A 17,064-nucleotide genomic window follows, 5' to 3' on the forward strand; every position below is an offset into this window, starting at 1 on the left:
TGGGTCTGGTGTAGGGATAGACAAGAGGACACAGGTACATTTTCCCTACGTCTCTTTTTTGGCGCGTTAGTGTATCGATTATAGTGATTGCTGTGATTAAAGAGTCCCAAGCAATTTATAGTGAGAGTTGTCTGTAAATCCTTAAGCAATTGTGAAAGCGATTACTCTCGTTGGTTCCACTGGTTCTATTGGTACTCAGACTTTAGATATTGTCACTCAGTACCCAGATCAGTTTCGGATTGTGGGATTGGCAGCTGGGAGCAATGTTGAAATGTTGGCTGCTCAAATTCGGCAGTTTCGGCCAGAAATAGTAGCTATTTGCTCAGAAGATAAATTACCAGCGCTCAAAGAAGCAATCATTGACCTCGATCCCCAACCGATTATACTGGCAGGTGACGCCGGAGTGATAGAAGTAGCCCGTTACGGCGATGCTCAAACCGTTGTTACTGGTATTGTTGGTTGTGCTGGTTTGCTACCCACGATCGCAGCAATTGAAGCTGGTAAAGATATTGCCTTAGCGAACAAAGAAACTCTGATTGCTGGGGCCCCTGTGGTTTTACCCCTAGTCGAAAAACATGGTGTAAAATTACTCCCTGCCGATTCCGAACATTCCGCAATCTTTCAATGCCTCCAGGGTGTTCCCAAGGATGGCTTGCGGAAAATTTTGCTTACTGCATCTGGTGGAGCTTTCCGCGACTGGGATGTGGAAAAGTTAGCAGATGTAACCGTTGCTGATGCTCTCAAGCATCCTAATTGGTCGATGGGACGGAAAATCACAATAGACTCTGCTACTTTGATGAATAAAGGACTGGAAGTAATTGAGGCTCACTTCCTGTTTGGGTTGGATTATGACAATATCGAAATTGTCATTCATCCCCAGAGCATTATTCACTCACTGATTGAACTGCAAGATACTTCCGTTTTAGCCCAACTCGGTTGGCCAGATATGCGCTTACCTTTGCTGTATGCTCTATCTTGGCCCGATCGCATCTACACAAACTGGGAACGACTAGATTTAGTCAAAGCTGGAAATTTAACCTTCCGCGAACCAGATCACCAAAAGTATCCTTGTATGCAGTTGGCTTATGCTGTGGGTAAAGCTGGTGGTTCGATGCCAGCGGTGTTGAATGCCGCCAATGAGCAAGCTGTAGCTTTATTTTTAGATGAAAAAATTCGGTTTTTAGATATTCCTCGGTGTATCGAATTGGTGTGCGATCGCCATCAAAATGATAACCGTGCTAATCCCTCTTTAGATGACATTTTGGCAGCAGATAAATGGGCAAGGCAAGAAGTTTTAACAGCGACTGAAAAGTTAGAAACTCACTCGCGGATAATTTCTCTGCGATAAAAACCTTCAGTTCACATTGGACTGAGGATTAGAAATTGATGCCTAGTCCCCAATCTCTAATCCCCAGCCTTTTATCCAATTAATATAGAAATCATTTCACTTTATAGCAAAGACATACTCACCTAACTATAAAAAGTAAACCAATTGAAGATAATCGGTGGCTTCCGGATCAGCCATAATTTTTATGTATATCTATAAATTGATATTCAGATAAAAATTCCAAAAATTTACAAAAACTTTGCAAATAATCAGCATAGCATATAAATAATTATCTGATTTTTAGGTAAGATATCCCCAGGCTAATTATCACAAAAAACCATTTTAGTGAATATTAAAAATTGGTTTTATCATCTTTTATACCAGTGATTATTACCAAAACAAAAGCTTACCCTTTCTGAATCAGCTCACTCTCAGACAAGGGAAATTATTAAGGAATTAATATATATGATTATTACGTTGATTATAGCTTGGATAGTCTTCATAATATTATGGAAGTTGCTGAAAGCAACCGTGAGTACGGCATTAACTCTTGCGGCAATCCTTGTTTTATTAAATATTAGTTTTGGCATTACTCCCCAAGATATTTGGCATTATGTAATGCAGTTTGCTCAAAATCTATCGCAGATCCAAACTGGAAAGTAAAAATATATACTTCACTTTTGCTAATGAAAGGTGAAGTATAAAATATGAAATGACAACCTTTCTTAATCAATTGTTATTTAATGCTGAAATTTTGGCTAAGGCATCCTTAAAACTCGGCGGTAACTGACGCATAATCTTGCCTCTGTCGCGATCTAAAGCCACTAATGTCACCTTAGCCGTGACGTATAATTCTTGTCCATCAGTTGAGACAAGGGCATAATCCCAATTGATGCGGACACCTGTCACCTCAGCCATGCGCGTTTTTACCAGCACTGCCATACCCAATTGAATTGAACGATGATAGCGCACCGACAATTCTACAACTGGTAAATCGCAGCCTATAGCGACTAAATCAGCAAATTCAATCCCTATAGATCGCAAGCATTCAATCCGCGCTTCTTCCATCCAAGCTATGTAGGAACCGTGCCAGACAACACCTGCATAGTCAGTGTGGTGGGGTTGCACTCTGACGGGATATTCAAACCAATTCCCAAACTCGTGACTGGATGGATTGTCAAGGGCGCTGGTTGGCGGTAGTTTTGGTCGGCTGGGTTTTTCTTCTGACATCTTCAAATTTCTCAGTGCCTATAAATTTTCCAAATTATTGAATAGCATAAAAATTAATTGCGTTGCCGGACTTCTTGATTTAATATTTACCTTCCGAGCATAGGGAGTGTTTTGTTATGCAGCCTAATCTCCGGCATGTGAGTGTTATTACTTTATCTCTACTTAGCTTACTAGGTTTTGGGATGGTGTATCCAGACAACAATCAGGTAAATACAAATGCAAGGTTGAGGTACGAATCTGGAGAAAAAGCTCAAGCTTTACCTAAGAATAATCAACTTTCAGAAATTGCAAGGCTCAACGAAGAAGCTATCAAAGAATCTCGCCAAGGTCAATTGCAAGAAGCGTTGCAGAGATTACAGAAAGCATTAGCCATCAGCAGAGAACTTGGAGAGCGCTCTTGGGAAGCAGTAACATTCAACAACATCGGCAGAATCTACCAAAATCAAAAAAAGTATTCTGAAGCACTTCAATCCTATCAGCAAGCCTTATTAATTAACAAAGAACTTGGGGATTTGGTTCGACTTGGCAAAACTTACAGTAATATAGGTTACTTATTCGATATCCAAAACAAATCAGAGTTAGCAATTTTTTTCTACAAGCATTGCTTGATTAATCGTGAGAAAGCTCGCTTGAATCCATCAGTACTGAGTGCGCGGCAACCAGATGCTTACAACATAACTGTTAGACAAACATATCGCATTTTGGGTGAACGATTGCTGAAACAGGGACGTGTTGCTGAAGCACAAAGGACAATGGATTTACTCAAAGTTGAAGAACTAGAGGAATATCTTCAGAATGTGCCGGGTAATCAACGTACTGTCAAAGGTATTAATATAGCGGCAACAGAAAAACCAATTAAACAAAAGCTGGATCAAAGTGTGGATAATGCTGTTGTGCTGGGTAAAGAACTGACAACACTACGGAAAATTTCTCCCCAACAGCGATCGCTCGAACAGAAACAACGTATCGAGCAACTAGTCTTAAATCAACAGCAACTTCTAGATGGATTTAACGAATTTATCAATAGTCCTTCAGTGAAAGCACAGGTAGAGCAAATTAGCCGTACAGCTAGGCGGCAAAATTTGGATTTGGAAAGTCTCAACGAACTTCGAGATAATTTAGCGCGATTACCGCAAAAATCGGCACTACTCTACCCACTGATTTTAAAAGATAGTTTGGAATTGGTATTGGTAACTCCTGAATCCCCACCAATTCATCGCACCGTTGCTGTCAAGCGCGAAAACCTCCATCAAACAATTGATGCTTTCCGCCAAGCTTTAATCAATCCCAGTCGAAATATCAAAGCACCTGCACGCCAATTGTATGACTGGCTAATTAAACCGATAGAGAAAGACTTGAAGCTATCAGATACGCAAACTCTGATTTATGCTCCAGACGATCGGTTGCGCTACATTCCTTTAACTGCTTTATATGATGGCAAACAATGGCTAGTGCAGCGCTTCAATGTGAATCACATTACATCGGCTAGCCTGACTAACTTAAACACCCCAAAACAATCTACTTTGCGGGTTTTAGCAGGTGCTTTTACTAAAGGTAATTATGAAATCAAAGTTGGGAATCGACAGGTTGCTTTCGCTGGTTTACCCTTTGCAACGCGGGAGGTGGAAAGTCTAGCCGCTGCGGTTCCTGAAACTACAAAGCTTTTAGACGATGCCTTTACCCCCAGAGTCGCTGTACCCCAAATGGATGATTATACAATTGTCCATTTTGCGACTCATGCAGCCTTTGTGATGGGTAAACCAGAAGATTCATTTATTTTATTCGGGAATGGCGATCGCGTTAATTTTAGAAATGTCGCCACTTGGTCACTCCCGAATGTAGATTTAGTAGTGTTGAGCGCCTGTGAAACCGGCTTGGGAGGCAAGTTAGGTAATGGTGAAGAAATTTTGGGCTTCGGCTATCAGATGCAACAAACCGGTGCTAGAGCCGCGATCGCCTCTTTATGGTCTGTAGATGATGGTGGTACGCAAGCACTCATGAGTGCTTTTTATAGTATCTTCTCTACTGAAAAGCTGAGTAAAACTGAAGCTTTACGTCAAGCTCAAGTCTCATTAATTACTGGAAACTGGAAGGAAATAAGTCACAACGCACCCGTAGCAGCAGTTAATGACTTTAGTCATCCGTACTATTGGGCACCCTTTATTTTAATTGGCAATGGACTTTAGGTGTATCGTATCTGACAGTATAATTGCTGTTACTGCCCAGATTCACCATCTGACATTTTAGTAACGTGCAATCACGTGATTTTGACCGCAGCAGTAGGCTGAAAATCCGGCTCATGAGATTTTGGCAGTTACAAAAAATATGCGATGGGCTAGCTATGGCCAATCACTTAATGGTAATTGAGATAACGGGTAGGAGCGATCGTTAACTAACTGACTATTAACGATTAACAGTTACCGATAATCAATTTATAATTTGCTACCGACCTTTGAAACCTTAATACTTCTTGGCAAGAGTTTTAGAGCCTGTATCACTTTGCATAGATTGCTTGACAAGATCGGCCAATTCGTCTAATTGGCTAATTGCCTCTGCACCCTCTAGCTTCATTAATTCGCGGTCATCGCGCATTTCTGTCCAAGTAATGCCGTAATCGGACACTAAAAATCTAATCAGATGGTTATCACCCAAGCTAACCATAAACGATGCACTATTCATTTGGTCGCCACAGGTATAGCAGGATGCTGGATACCCACGACGCTCTAATACAATCGCCAAGGCTTGCAGGTTCATTACTAAGTCTTGAACGAATTGTCGATGTTGATGTGCTAGTCTCAGAAACACTTTTGTCCTCCAGACACCACAGTAATTTGAGTTTCTTTTATATTTTCTTTAGATTTTCTCACCCATTGGTATTGTAAACTATTCATTACAATTATCAGACAGATGATATTGAGTCGTTAATTGACTACCTTGTTTAGGGTAGTGGATCGAAGTTTTGAGAGCCGTATCAAACTATTCAGTTTGCAAATTCAAAATTTCGGACAGAATTGCTAAATTTAACTATATCTTTATACACTTCTGTCAGAGTACATTCCTACAGTAAGCGATCCGCTTTAAGAGTAACTTAAATCTAGCACTAGTCAACTACAAAAAAGCTACATATTTGGCTTTTATTTGCTATGTGCAGTCAAATACACAGCTATTAGATACCATAGTGTAGTTTTACATCGTTATACTGTCTCTTGCATAGATGTTTAGTCTGTTCTCTTTCTAACGTAGATTTTGGTATAGACAAATGATTAGTTATACCAAATTCCTTCCTCCTAGATATATAAAGTTAAGCAGATGACAGGGAAAATGATAAATCCAGTAGGTGCCAGAAAGTAAATGCAACAAATTATACAGGTGAAACGTAGTTAGTAGACAAATGTGAGTGTAGAATCCACAATGGAAAAACTTAACACTGACAATACCTAAACGCAGCAGAGTAATGTTGCCATTTAGGCAATATTTCCAGGTATTTTTGGATTATTCTCAAAAAGTTGTATGAACCAAAGCACGGTAATTTAGAAGGATTATTATCTTAATTTGGTTTTGCCAAATTTAATAAATATATAATATATTTCGATTATCTATCCAAAGAAAGTAATTATTTTTTATTAATAGTTCAGTTAACTAATTCGTAATTCGTCATAACGCTTTCTACAAGAGGCTGTGCCTAGCTTGCTTTCCCATAGAGTAGGCAAACTCGCTACCATTGCCCTAACGTAATTCGTAACTATTGGCAAAATGCTTATGCGTCATTAGACTTCTTGGCATTTGTCGGGGTAAAGGGGAAGGTGAAAAGGGTAAAAAAACTCAAAATCCTTTCCCTATAACCTTTTCCCTTTTCCCTAAGAGTGCAAAAATATATTTCTGCAAGAGGTCTATTGTCTTTTTTAGTGGTCTTGAATTAGTTGGATATCTAGGCTCCAACTAATTCAATTATGAATTAAGAATTAATAGACTACTTGCCACCAACCAAAAGCTGGGCCAATAAAACGAATTGTTGCCCATCCTACAATCATCAGACCAATACCTATCCAAGCACCACGAGTAGTCCAAGTGACAAATTGTTCGCCTTGAGTTTTTGTGATCGGAATCCAAGGCAAGATCCGAGCCTCTTTACCGTATGTTTCCCCTAGTGTGGTTTTACGACGTTTTGCTTCACCCATAATCAGCAACTCAAATTCTACTTAGGTTCTAAATTTATCTTGCCAGAAATCATGCCTACTCCAGAGGCGATGAATAGCATCACCTTCCATAAGCTGATAATAGTTCTTGCTTCTTTGCGATCGCGCTTTGGTTGACAAAATTTAAATCGGGCATTGGGGAGCCACTTGCTCTACTTGGGGTTTCCCCAAGTAGAGCAAGTGGCGTCACTGGTAACTGAATTTTAGGCGGAATTTTCCTCATCAGTATGGGAAAACAGGCTGGGATCGAGATAGTTAATACGTGCCAGTGGACTTAAAGCTGCGAGAATTTGAGCGCCGTAGCTGCGGTTAACTACACGACTATCAAGCAAAGCCACAATCCCTTGACTTTCTCGTACTGGAGCGATCGCCCGTTGTAATTCATTTAAAGCAGATGGCAACAAGTATAAACGGAACCAATCTTGATGCGATCGTTTATAAAGAGCTACCCTACCAGCTACCAGAGGATTTTCTAAAGATGGTAGGGGTAAAGTCGCAATGATTAACAGATGGGGTGCTGGCAGGACTCGTTGATGTTCTCGCCAAAATTCCCAACCGCTAATCAAAATACCATTTTCATCTAAACAAGTTTTTTCTACTTGCACCCGCGAACCAAACTCTGAAGCCAGAATTGCTGCCACTTGAGATTTGAGTGGTACATCTCCCACCAAGACAACCGTTAACCCTGGTGCTGTCGCACTTAGACAAACTAGTGTGCGGACTTTGTGAATAAATGCCGCTTGAAATTCTGGTGTGTTGGGTAGAGGTAACTTATAGGGTACATACAGTTGAATTGCTTCTGCTTGGCTCTCCGAAGAGAACTTCAGGCAAGTTAAATCTTCTAAACCCAAGCGCTGGCGAAAAAGGGGAGCTTCAGTTTCCGGTTCGATAGCGCTGCCAATTAAAACTACTGGTTGTCGCTGCCAAATCGGCGAGAGTATTTCCCCTAATTCCATTGGGGCGTAGTGCAAAGAAAATAAACCTTGTCTATGGGCAATAGTTGCCCAGAAAAGAGGAGGAGCAGGGGAAGCAGAGGGGGACAGATTTTCATCAAGGGTTTGAAATTGTTGCCAGAAATTTTTCCACTGATTTGGGAGATTTACTCCATCTAAAGCCAAATACAGGCGACTCAAAATTTCTATTTCTGGCTGAGAAATTAGATAGCACTGATATGGATTAACAGGATGCTGAAAAAGTTCGTGTGTTAGTTGTATCCGTGCTTCACGAATTGCCTCAGCTTGATTGGGACAAGCCAGCATGAGTTGATCCCAATCATCGGGTTGAATCTCTTGGGTAAGTTGATGACGCACCCAATCTTCGAGATCGTCTACTCCATCAATAATTGTGGGAATGCCTTGGGGGAAGCGTGAGCTACCAGCCAATTGTCCTTTTAACCAAGCTTCTGGGGAAGTTAAGAGTAGCCCTTGGAACTCAGCATCAGGCCAAGCATCACCTGTCCTAATCGATTTATTGGTTGGTAGCCACTGCTGTAGCCGGGGAATTTCCACCCGCAGTAGAAGTTGCTGCACAGTTTCTTGAGCAACAATAATTACAGGGCCATGCCACATTAGGGCTGATGCTACGAAACTAGTACGATACCGCCCTTGATAGCCACTAACTGCCCCTACTTGAATTAGGGCGCTACGTCCCAAGCGCAAGGCGCGTGCTACCAACCGTGCCATCGTCAAATGATGGGGCCAGGAAGGGAACCCCGCTTGCGATCGCAAAAAGTTATGTAGTGACAAATGAACTTCTGCCTCAATCACACGCTTTCAATTCCATACAAAGTGACTTTTACTTCCAATTGCCCCATTTCTATTATCTTGTTATTTGTCATTTGTCCTTTGTCCTTTGTCCTTTGTCCTTTGCCATTGATCTAAAACTAATGACCAATACAACTCTTGGAGAAGCTGCGGCAATTACTACGCGGTAGTTGAGGCAGTCGAAACTCAGTACAAGTGACAATGACCAATGACCAATCACCCAATACCCTATAATTATGCCAACTTACACAGGAATATCTAGCGAAGCCTTTAGGCATCCACTAGATCGTCAAGCCGAGCAAGCTTTACGAAATTTACCAGGATTTGATTTAATCGCTCGTAAATTTGTGGAATTTATCTACGAACGCCCTCAATTAGTCTATCTAATGGGTAACAGCATCCAAGTCGGGCCGCGTCAATATTCCACTATTTACCAGATGTTTCGGGAATGCGTCCGAGATTTGGACATTTACCCAGAACCAACACTGTTTGTCTCGCAAAATCCCCAAGCAAATAGCTATGCGCTGGGGCAAGAGAATCCTTACATAGTCATAAATACAGGGATACTAGACTTACTAGACGAAGCCGAGATGAGGACGGTGCTAGCCCATGAACTGGGGCATATTAAATGTGGTCATACTATTTTAATTCAAATGGCGATGTGGGCGATGAGTGCTGCTTCTGCCTTGGGAGAATTGACCTTCGGTATCGGTAATATTGTCACCCAAGGCTTGATTTACGCCTTTTTTGAGTGGCGGCGAAAAGCCGAGTTATCGTCAGATCGCGCTGCACTACTAGTAATGGATGACTTGAATCCTGTGATGTCAACGATGATGAAACTCTCTGGCGGTAGTAACAAATATGCCAATGAATGTAGTTTACAAGAGTTTATTAAGCAGTCAGAAAATTATCAGGCACTGGATGAAGATGGACTGAATCAGATATATAAATTCTTAATCTACAATGGCGCTCAGGGTATGATGTTGAGCCATCCTTTCCCTGTTGAACGCTTGCATTACTTACGGTCGTGGGCAGTATCCGAAGAATATCAGCAAATTCGCCGAGGAAATTATCAGCGATCGCCTGCTTCCGGATCGGTAAATGTTGCAGCAGAATCTTCCGCAAATGAAACAGAAATTTTACGCCGTCAAATTGAAGAATTACAACGAGAAATCGACAGAATGAAAAGGTCTGAGTAGTTTTGAGTGAAGTTATATATAGTGCGCTGATTTACCTAATGCACTATATATATCTGAGGTTGCAGGTTCCGTAAGACTACATAAAGATTAATCACGGTGCTGAGTAAGGAATCTCACTCAGCACTTTTAAAACTACGTTAACGTAAATCTTCTATGAAAAATTAAAATACCTAGAGAATAACCAGATAATTACTCCTGTTCCCAATACACAAATAATTCCCGCCAAGCCAGCTAAGGGTTTTTTGTTCTTACCTGTGAACCAGTTAGAGACAATACCAGTGTAAGTAATTAGTTCTGCTGTCTCTATGGTAGCGATCGCCCATACCCATCCCGCGTGCAATCCCCAAGCTAAACCCAAATTACCACTTGTAGCAAACCGTGCTAACACCAACACCATTCCCATCAGCCACAATCCAGGAAGTTGGGGTGCGGTTTCGCGTTGCTCCCAAACCAGATGTAACAAGGCAAAAATCAAGCTAGAAATTGCTGCTGCTACCCAAACGGGGTAATCCTGCGCTAATTCTGTGAACAGGAAACCGCGAAAAACTAACTCTTCTATCCCACCGACTAATAACGCTATCAAGAAAATCGGTAGCAATATGGGTAGTAGTAACTTGAAATTAGACTTTTCAAAAGAACACCAACCTAATCCGAATTGCCCACCAAATACAATAGCTAGACTCAGCACTCCCAAACTAAAACCTAGTGCTAAAAAACCAAGAGTTGAAAAATTGCCAACAAAGCCGTAATTTGAAAAAGATTTATTAGCCAACCAAACAACTCCCCACAAGATCAGGGGAGCTAATAGGTAAAGTGACACCAATAACGGCATTTTTTGCTCTGGCTGTAAAGGTTTAGGAGGTTGCCAATTAAGCAATATTGCTGATACTGTTGCTACTGGCAACCAGCAAACTATCCAGCAAACAAAAAATGCCGTCACTATAACTAGTGGCGGTGCATTTTCTATAAACGCCAGTAAGACGTTGACCGAAGACTCAAAGAAAGTTATCAAAATAAACAAAAAAACACGATAGACTTCTTGCATTATAGATTTCTTGCTGATTAATCAAGACTCTACTAAATTTCGTGACTTCTGCAAGGGGTCTTATCGTATTTTTTACTTAGCTACCAGTTTGCTGTCAGGGTAAGGACAAGTTATCATCACCTGAAACTTATCCTTACCATCAGCAAATTTACTCTTCGTCTTCCAAATCTTCGTCTGATTCGTCAGAATCTATATCTTGTGAGGTTAGTTTTTTATCGCTTTCACCTAGTTGAATCAGGTGAATATGTTTGTATCCCAGCCTAATTTCAAACTCATCTCCAGCCTTCAAGCCCATTGCTTTGGTATATGTAGCACCAATTACAATCTGACCATTTTGATGGACACTAACCCGATATGTCGGTTCACGACCACGACCATCTTTAGGTGCTTCTGGACTTAGAGGAATTCCCCTAGCAGATAGCAAAGCGTCATAAAAATCGGTGAGATTCACACGAACTTGATTATTCTTAGTAACAGTGTAATAGCCACACTGTTTAGCTCTTTCTCGGCGTGGTAATGTGGAAAGTTCTTTTACTTTAGCAAGTAGTGCTTTTCCAGTTAATGGCGCGGTTGCAGTTTCAGTCATTATGCTCAAATTTTCCTTACTCTCTCCAAACTGATAAACAATGTAGTCTCATGCCAGCATTTGATTTTTTAGCATTTGCATAGAGCTACTGAAGACCCTAGTGTAACGGGTGAATTCCTGCCGATAGGAGCCAAAGGCACTTCTATATATGGTTGTCCACAACCAATTAGAGGCCATAGTTGCCACAGACATTAATTTTGGTGATATTACGGCATTTTTAACCATTATTCGCCATCAGAAAGAAAACTATTTTCTTCTTTGGCGCTACTGTAGCGGTGTAACTTTCAGCCACCTTTACAAATGGGGTTAGGTTCTACTGCAAATAAATCGTAGACCCAAAAAATTGCAGGTTTTTCACTTTCAGTGCTTGCCTTTCTTGCTAAAGCGCAAGTAGAGTTTTCTCTACTCGTCCTTTCAAGCTTAGGACAGCATAGTATTTCAATAGAGTCCTACGGGCATACACCCTTTTGTCCCACCAGTAGAGACGCGAATTTTCTTGTCTCTACATTACGAATTAACAAAGCAGTAGTAACCGCGCTGATACGGCTATTGATTCTGGTTTTGCTACTTCGTAATTTTATATTAAATACTAGCATGGACTAATAATAGCAAAATAGTTGTTTAATTTTGAATTAAAGTTGCTGGTAAATTTTTATTTAAATTCCTGGACTTGAAAGTTGAAAAAAGCAGTGACGATTTTCTTAACCCTTTATTGCAAGCGTGAGCATTGCTATCTGGCTTTTATAAAAATTTATATAATTGATACGAGCAGTTTTGACCAATGAGTTCAATCCCATATTTTCTTGATTGAGAGCAAGCCAAAAAGCGAAAAGTCTCGCACATCCGCGTTTCGCGGTGCTCTAACTTTTCTTTGAAAGTGGTGAGGTTTTTTCTTCGGTTTATTATCTTCAGGTCAAAAGCGGTCAGAGGATTTTGCACGTCTGTCTATAGGAAGAAGAAATCTCTTAACATCTGCCTAGTGCTTGATTGCCACTACTATATATTAAACATGGGCTTTCACACTTCTATATAATCAAAAAATTCTCTCAAGTGGTAGCGAAGGCGGAATTTTACTGTCAGGACTGCTTGACTCAAGTTGACATCAAGACATGTTGCTAACTTCATATGTATTTCATTTGGATACGATCGCTAGGTCAAAGATCAACTTAAGTTACTTTTTAAGCAAACCCTCTTTCCTTTACATTCCTAAACAGGTCAATTCAATGCAAAGCTGTGATTACATTTTTGGCTTTTTAACTCAGAATTTGACAAAAATCTTGCCTACAACCTTACTACAAGTAAAATTTTAATGGTTATCCTTAAACTAGAATCAGTCGCCCTTTAATCGTCAGCCTGTTAACACCAGGGTTTGAATTAGGGGCGAAAAAGTATAACTCACTTCGCAAGTACCTGCTTTAACTCATGATTGTTGAGGCTGGTGAAACAATTTTAAAATTTTGGTTAGTAGTTATGGAAGTTATTTTTAAGGTCATTCGACAGCAACAAAATTCCTCCCCTGTTGTGCAAACCTACCTTGTGGAAGCCGAAGCAGGTAATACAATCTTGGATTGCCTCAATCATATTAAGTGGGAGCAAGATGGAACTTTGGCGTTTCGCAAAAATTGTCGCAATACTATTTGTGGTAGCTGTGCTATGCGAATTAATGGGCGTTCGGCTTTAGCTTGTAAGGAAAATGTTGGCAGTGAACTTGCCAGATTACAACAAATACCATCATCCCCAAGTAAAGTAAATGCTATTGGTGAAATCACGATCGCACCTCTTGGCAATATGCCCGTGATTAAAGATTTGGTTGTAGATATGAGCAGCTTTTGGAATAATCTAGAGGCAGTTGCCCCTTATGTGAGTACGGCAGCACGACAAGTACCAGAAAGAGAGTTTTTGCAAACACCACAAGAGCGATCGCGGCTCGATCAAACTGGTAACTGTATTATGTGCGGCGCTTGTTACTCTGAATGCAACGCTCGTGAAGTTAATCCAGACTTTGTAGGTCCCCATGCCCTTGCCAAAGCTTACCGAATGGTAGCAGACTCCCGCGATAGCGATACCGAAAATCGTTTAGCAAGCTATAACGAAGGCACTAAAGGCGTATGGGGTTGCACCCGTTGTTTGTACTGCGATTCAGTTTGTCCAATGGAAGTTGCACCATTAGAACAAATTACCAAAGTTAAACAAGAAATTCTCACCCAAAAACAAGCCAGTGATACTCGCTCAATTCGTCACCGAAAAGTATTGGTGGATTTAGTCAAAGAAGGCGGTTGGATTGATGAACGTCAATTTGGTTTACAAGTAGTCGGTAATTATTTTCGAGATTTAAGAGGATTACTTGGTCTTGCACCCCTCGGTTTGCGGATGATTGTTCGGGGTAAGTTTCCCCTATCATTTGAACCTTCAGAAGGGACAGAACAAGTGCGATCGCTCATTGAATCTGTACAGCAAGTAGAAAACAAAAGTTAAAAGTGAGGAGTTAGGAGTTAGGAATTTTAACTCCTCACTCCTAACTCCTAACTTATTAACTGTAGTTCAACGCGGTTCTTGAGGTATATTCAACGGTCGTCCAAAACGGTCATATACTAAAACATCCCACTGACCATTGTTACTAGACTCAAAAGCAATCCTACTACCATCAGCGCTAATTGCAGGGTTACGAACTTCCGCTTGCAGGTTATTAGTCAAATTCCGTGATTGGCGTGTTTCTCGGTCGTAGAGAAAAATTGCCGATCGCCCCTGACGGCTAGCAGCAAACACAATATAACGACCATCTTGTGAAACACTAGGATGATTTGCGATCGCATCAAAGGAGTTTAAACCTGGCAAATCAACCAAATCACGAGTTACCGTATCAAACATATAAACATCTTGGCTACCGCGTCGGTCAGTAATAAAAACAATGTATCTCCCAGAAATTTGGGGGTTTAATTCCGACGCTAAACTATTGAGACTTCGACCCCCCGGATCAAACGGATAATTCAAAATCCGAGGGTAGCCAAAACATCCAGTCAATAAAAAGCAAAAAAATACAGGTATAAAAAAAACACGTTTCATATAAATTAGTCATAAGTCATTAGTTAATAGTCTCATAACTCCTAACTCTGCCAATTTTAGATTTTAGATTTCTCCATCAATCTAAAATCCCAAATCTAAAATTGAATGACTTTTAACTCCTATGGAGGTGAACCTACGGTTGCACCATTGGGAATATCTAACTCAATATTTGGCCCCCGGTCTAGGACTTCAATATCCCACTGACCACGAGTGGCGGTTTCAAAAACAACATAACGTCCATCTGGGCTGATATTTGGTTTTCTGACCCAGCCGCGATAAATTGGTGTAACAATTTGCGACTGTTGCGTAGCGCGATCATAAAGTGCCACCACTGGTCTACCTTGATCGCTAGTAAGATAAGAAATATAACGCCCGGTGTAGCTCAAACTTGGACTTTCGGCAATTGTCTCCTGTCGGTTTATCCCCGGAGTGCTAATAAACAGTTGCCTCTCCAAATCGTACACTAGTAGCTGCTGATTACCATTCCGATTAGATACAAACGCTAAAAAGCGCCCATTTCCGCTCAAAGCAGGTTGCTCCTCGGTGTAGCGACTGTTAAGAGAAGTAGGCCCTATAGGAATATCGTTAGTACCACAAGATACAAGCAAACTTGTTAAACCAAAAACCAGGCTCCAATGAATTGGTCTTTGGAGCCAAAATGTAGGCGTAAATTTTTCCACCTCAACTGTTTTCCGTTGCCTTTAAACCTACTTACACGCCAACTGTTTTAAACATCGTCATCAAAATCGGTCAAATTATCTAGCCCCTCATTTGGTTTTTCCATTGGGCTGTATGGTACATAATCAGTTGGGATCGCATCATCATCTTCGCGCGGTCTTCGAGGAGTTGAGTCAGTGGGTGGACGACGCCTTCTCGGTCTGGAAGAAATATCATCTTCACGATTTTCGGGACGCTGGGGCCCGTTATTACTACGGCGAGAAGGTTTTCTGACTTCCCCACCAGAACTTTCCCAATCATCAACTTGCCTAGATGAAGAACCCCAATTTTCATCTTCAGAGCTTTCAGAAGGGCGATTCACAGGACGACCAGAATTCCGCCGACGCGTTCTATCAGATGGAGCCTGTCTTTCACTACTGCTGCTGTTGCGGCGTTCTGAACGACGGGGAGGTTGCTCCTCGTAGTAGTTATCACGAGTGGAAATCTCATCCCTGCTACCCCGAATCCGGGGACGCACTGGGCGTTCCTCCTCGTCTTCATAAGGCAGTGGCTCTAAATCTGCATCCATTTCAGCTTGATACTTTCTGCGATCATTGTACGAATAGCGATCGCTAATCGGTCGATCTTCGTCCACAATCGGAGTATTGCGCTTTGCTTGCTGGGTAGCTATACTCCGCAAGCGAATACTTTCAACTGCAAAAAACACAGTTGTGCCTACTAAAAGCAATTGACCAAATTGTAAAATCGGGTCAAGCCGCCATCCTTGAAAGACAAGAATGAAACCGCAAAGCAAGCCGACTGCTGCAAAAAAGATATCTTGATCCCGTGACAATTCTGGACGCACAGTGCGGAGAAAATACAGTGCTGCCCCAGCCACAGCCAGAAAAATTCCTAGAATACTGGCTGAGTTTGCCCCAAAATTTACCTGAGCCAGAAAACTGGCTGAGTTCAGCCCAAAATTTATCATTGCTGTTTTCCCAATATCAAATCTATGTTAGCGACTCACAATTAAAATCACTACTGTAATTAGTCACAACATATTGAAGCTTCAAAGCTTCTGGCAAAGAAGCTCTGAAGCTGTTCACCGAAAAATTAAAAAACCTATGTCTGTCAGCTATAACTGCTACCAGCGGCAAAAACTGCTGCTTTTGATGCAATTAACTAGATAGCTGACATACAATCGATTATGAGAGTTGAATTAACTCTCATAAGCATTATGAACGCTGAATTTTATCTTTCTGGCTAATGAAAATTAGACCAACTGTGGCGGGGATTACAACAATTGCAGTACCCCATAGCAGACTCCAAAGAAAATTTGCTAAAGAAGGCGTCATACTTCTAAACCTTTTTTTACACACTTCATCCTAATTTTAATAGTGTATTACTTTCTTGAGAAGCCTTTAACTCTGAACAGCCAAACTTGGTAACTGCTGTGAGGAAGTTTGCTTTTGTATTCCAGAAGGAAATGGCAGCATTTAGTTAAAATGATGATGAGAGTGCTTTACAAAGCTTCAAATTTTGCAGCGTTAGCGAAGCGCGGCTTGCCGTTCGCCTAAGTTTTTCTTTCTTTACGATAGATATTACCTTAAACCGATGACTGGTGTTGACCTGACTGCTTGGATTCTTGGCCCTGTGTTAGGGGTGATGACATTTTTATTTATATTTCGGATCATTCTCACTTGGTATCCGCAAGTGAATCTGAATCGTTTGCCCTTTAATTTAATAGCTTGGCCTACCGAACCATTTTTAGTGCCATTGCGAAAACTGGTACAACCTATAGGCGGAGTGGACATTACACCTATTATTTGGGTTGGTATCTTCAGCCTGCTGCGAGAAATATTACTAGGTCAACAAGGATTGCTGACTATGCTATCTCGTGTGAATTAGAGATGGGGCATGGGGCATAGGGCACTGGTTCCCCTCCATCTCCCTCATCTTCTCCCACTCCCCACTCCTTACTGCCCGCTCCCTACCCCC

Annotated in this window: 17 protein-coding genes; 7 read left to right on the plus strand and 10 right to left on the minus strand. The window is 41.2% G+C overall.

Going from position 1 to position 17,064, the window contains the following annotated elements:
* Nucleotides 1–151 precede the first annotated feature (151 nt).
* Both dxr and RMY27_RS02395 read left to right on the plus strand, forming a co-directional pair.
* Nucleotides 152–1,348 (plus strand): 1-deoxy-D-xylulose-5-phosphate reductoisomerase, encoded by a 1,197-nt coding sequence (gene dxr / locus RMY27_RS02390; protein WP_322660143.1) that lies wholly within the window; start codon nucleotides 152–154, stop codon nucleotides 1,346–1,348.
* Between the two features lie 444 nt (nucleotides 1,349–1,792).
* Entirely contained in the window at nucleotides 1,793–1,990 is a 198-nt protein-coding gene (locus RMY27_RS02395; protein WP_228013002.1) for a hypothetical protein, read from the plus strand.
* 66 nt (nucleotides 1,991–2,056) lie between these two features.
* On the opposite strand, the gene RMY27_RS02400 is transcribed toward RMY27_RS02395, so the two are convergent.
* Nucleotides 2,057–2,557 (minus strand): thioesterase family protein, encoded by a 501-nt coding sequence (locus RMY27_RS02400; RefSeq protein ID WP_322660145.1) that lies wholly within the window; start codon nucleotides 2,555–2,557, stop codon nucleotides 2,057–2,059.
* Between the two features lie 116 nt (nucleotides 2,558–2,673).
* Between RMY27_RS02400 and RMY27_RS02405 the strand changes: the two genes are divergently transcribed.
* Nucleotides 2,674–4,743 carry a CHAT domain-containing protein gene (locus RMY27_RS02405; protein ID WP_322660147.1) on the plus strand — a complete coding sequence of 690 codons (2,070 nt, stop codon included), beginning with the start codon at nucleotides 2,674–2,676 and terminating at the stop codon, nucleotides 4,741–4,743.
* Nucleotides 4,744–5,017: 274 nt separating this feature from the next.
* On the opposite strand, the gene RMY27_RS02410 is transcribed toward RMY27_RS02405, so the two are convergent.
* The 3 genes from RMY27_RS02410 to RMY27_RS02420 all read right to left on the minus strand — a co-directional run bounded on the left by RMY27_RS02410 (nucleotide 5,018) and on the right by RMY27_RS02420 (nucleotide 8,519).
* Complete coding sequence (locus RMY27_RS02410) at nucleotides 5,018–5,362, minus strand: DUF1815 family protein (RefSeq protein ID WP_094350113.1); 345 nt, start codon at nucleotides 5,360–5,362, stop codon at nucleotides 5,018–5,020.
* 1,157 nt (nucleotides 5,363–6,519) lie between these two features.
* Nucleotides 6,520–6,735 carry a DUF2839 domain-containing protein gene (locus RMY27_RS02415; protein ID WP_322660149.1) on the minus strand — a complete coding sequence of 72 codons (216 nt, stop codon included), beginning with the start codon at nucleotides 6,733–6,735 and terminating at the stop codon, nucleotides 6,520–6,522.
* 221 nt (nucleotides 6,736–6,956) lie between these two features.
* On the minus strand, nucleotides 6,957–8,519 hold the full coding sequence (locus tag RMY27_RS02420; RefSeq protein WP_322660151.1) for an ATP-dependent DNA helicase: 1,563 nt from the start codon (nucleotides 8,517–8,519) through the stop codon (nucleotides 6,957–6,959).
* 233 nt (nucleotides 8,520–8,752) lie between these two features.
* On the opposite strand from RMY27_RS02420, the gene RMY27_RS02425 reads away from it, so the two are divergent.
* On the plus strand, nucleotides 8,753–9,715 hold the full coding sequence (locus RMY27_RS02425; protein WP_322660153.1) for a M48 family metallopeptidase: 963 nt from the start codon (nucleotides 8,753–8,755) through the stop codon (nucleotides 9,713–9,715).
* A gap of 151 nt (nucleotides 9,716–9,866) precedes the next feature.
* Here RMY27_RS02425 and RMY27_RS02430 read toward each other — a convergent pair whose 3' ends face one another.
* Entirely contained in the window at nucleotides 9,867–10,760 is an 894-nt protein-coding gene (locus tag RMY27_RS02430; protein WP_322660155.1) for a type II CAAX endopeptidase family protein, read from the minus strand.
* Nucleotides 10,761–10,908: 148 nt separating this feature from the next.
* Nucleotides 10,909–11,346, minus strand: coding sequence for an AbrB family transcriptional regulator (locus RMY27_RS02435; RefSeq protein ID WP_094350106.1), 438 nt, complete (start codon nucleotides 11,344–11,346; stop codon nucleotides 10,909–10,911).
* Between the two features lie 148 nt (nucleotides 11,347–11,494).
* On the opposite strand from RMY27_RS02435, the gene RMY27_RS02440 reads away from it, so the two are divergent.
* Both RMY27_RS02440 and RMY27_RS02445 read left to right on the plus strand, forming a co-directional pair.
* Nucleotides 11,495–11,656 (plus strand): hypothetical protein, encoded by a 162-nt coding sequence (locus RMY27_RS02440; RefSeq protein ID WP_322660157.1) that lies wholly within the window; start codon nucleotides 11,495–11,497, stop codon nucleotides 11,654–11,656.
* 1,160 nt (nucleotides 11,657–12,816) lie between these two features.
* Nucleotides 12,817–13,821 (plus strand): succinate dehydrogenase/fumarate reductase iron-sulfur subunit, encoded by a 1,005-nt coding sequence (locus tag RMY27_RS02445; RefSeq protein WP_322660159.1) that lies wholly within the window; start codon nucleotides 12,817–12,819, stop codon nucleotides 13,819–13,821.
* A gap of 66 nt (nucleotides 13,822–13,887) precedes the next feature.
* Here RMY27_RS02445 and RMY27_RS02450 read toward each other — a convergent pair whose 3' ends face one another.
* The 4 genes from RMY27_RS02450 to psbX all read right to left on the minus strand — a co-directional run bounded on the left by RMY27_RS02450 (nucleotide 13,888) and on the right by psbX (nucleotide 16,421).
* Complete coding sequence (locus RMY27_RS02450) at nucleotides 13,888–14,409, minus strand: Tol biopolymer transporter periplasmic protein (RefSeq protein ID WP_322660161.1); 522 nt, start codon at nucleotides 14,407–14,409, stop codon at nucleotides 13,888–13,890.
* Nucleotides 14,410–14,528: 119 nt separating this feature from the next.
* Nucleotides 14,529–15,089, minus strand: coding sequence for a TolB family protein (locus tag RMY27_RS02455; protein ID WP_194045223.1), 561 nt, complete (start codon nucleotides 15,087–15,089; stop codon nucleotides 14,529–14,531).
* 47 nt (nucleotides 15,090–15,136) lie between these two features.
* Nucleotides 15,137–16,054, minus strand: a complete 918-nt coding sequence (locus RMY27_RS02460; protein ID WP_322660164.1) for a Ycf66 family protein — start codon at nucleotides 16,052–16,054, stop codon at nucleotides 15,137–15,139.
* A 247-nt stretch (nucleotides 16,055–16,301) separates the two neighbouring features.
* On the minus strand, nucleotides 16,302–16,421 hold the full coding sequence (gene psbX, locus RMY27_RS02465) for a photosystem II reaction center X protein (protein ID WP_174709687.1): 120 nt from the start codon (nucleotides 16,419–16,421) through the stop codon (nucleotides 16,302–16,304).
* A 259-nt stretch (nucleotides 16,422–16,680) separates the two neighbouring features.
* Here psbX and RMY27_RS02470 point away from each other — a divergent pair, with 259 nt between their 5' ends.
* A complete protein-coding gene (locus tag RMY27_RS02470) occupies nucleotides 16,681–16,974 on the plus strand; it encodes a YggT family protein (RefSeq protein WP_265276153.1) in 294 nt (97 codons plus the stop codon).
* Nucleotides 16,975–17,064: the final 90 nt, after the last annotated feature.

Origin of the sequence: Nostoc sp. DedQUE09, assembly GCF_034530915.1 — a bacterium.
Taxonomy (GTDB): Bacteria; Cyanobacteriota; Cyanobacteriia; order Cyanobacteriales; family Nostocaceae; genus Nostoc.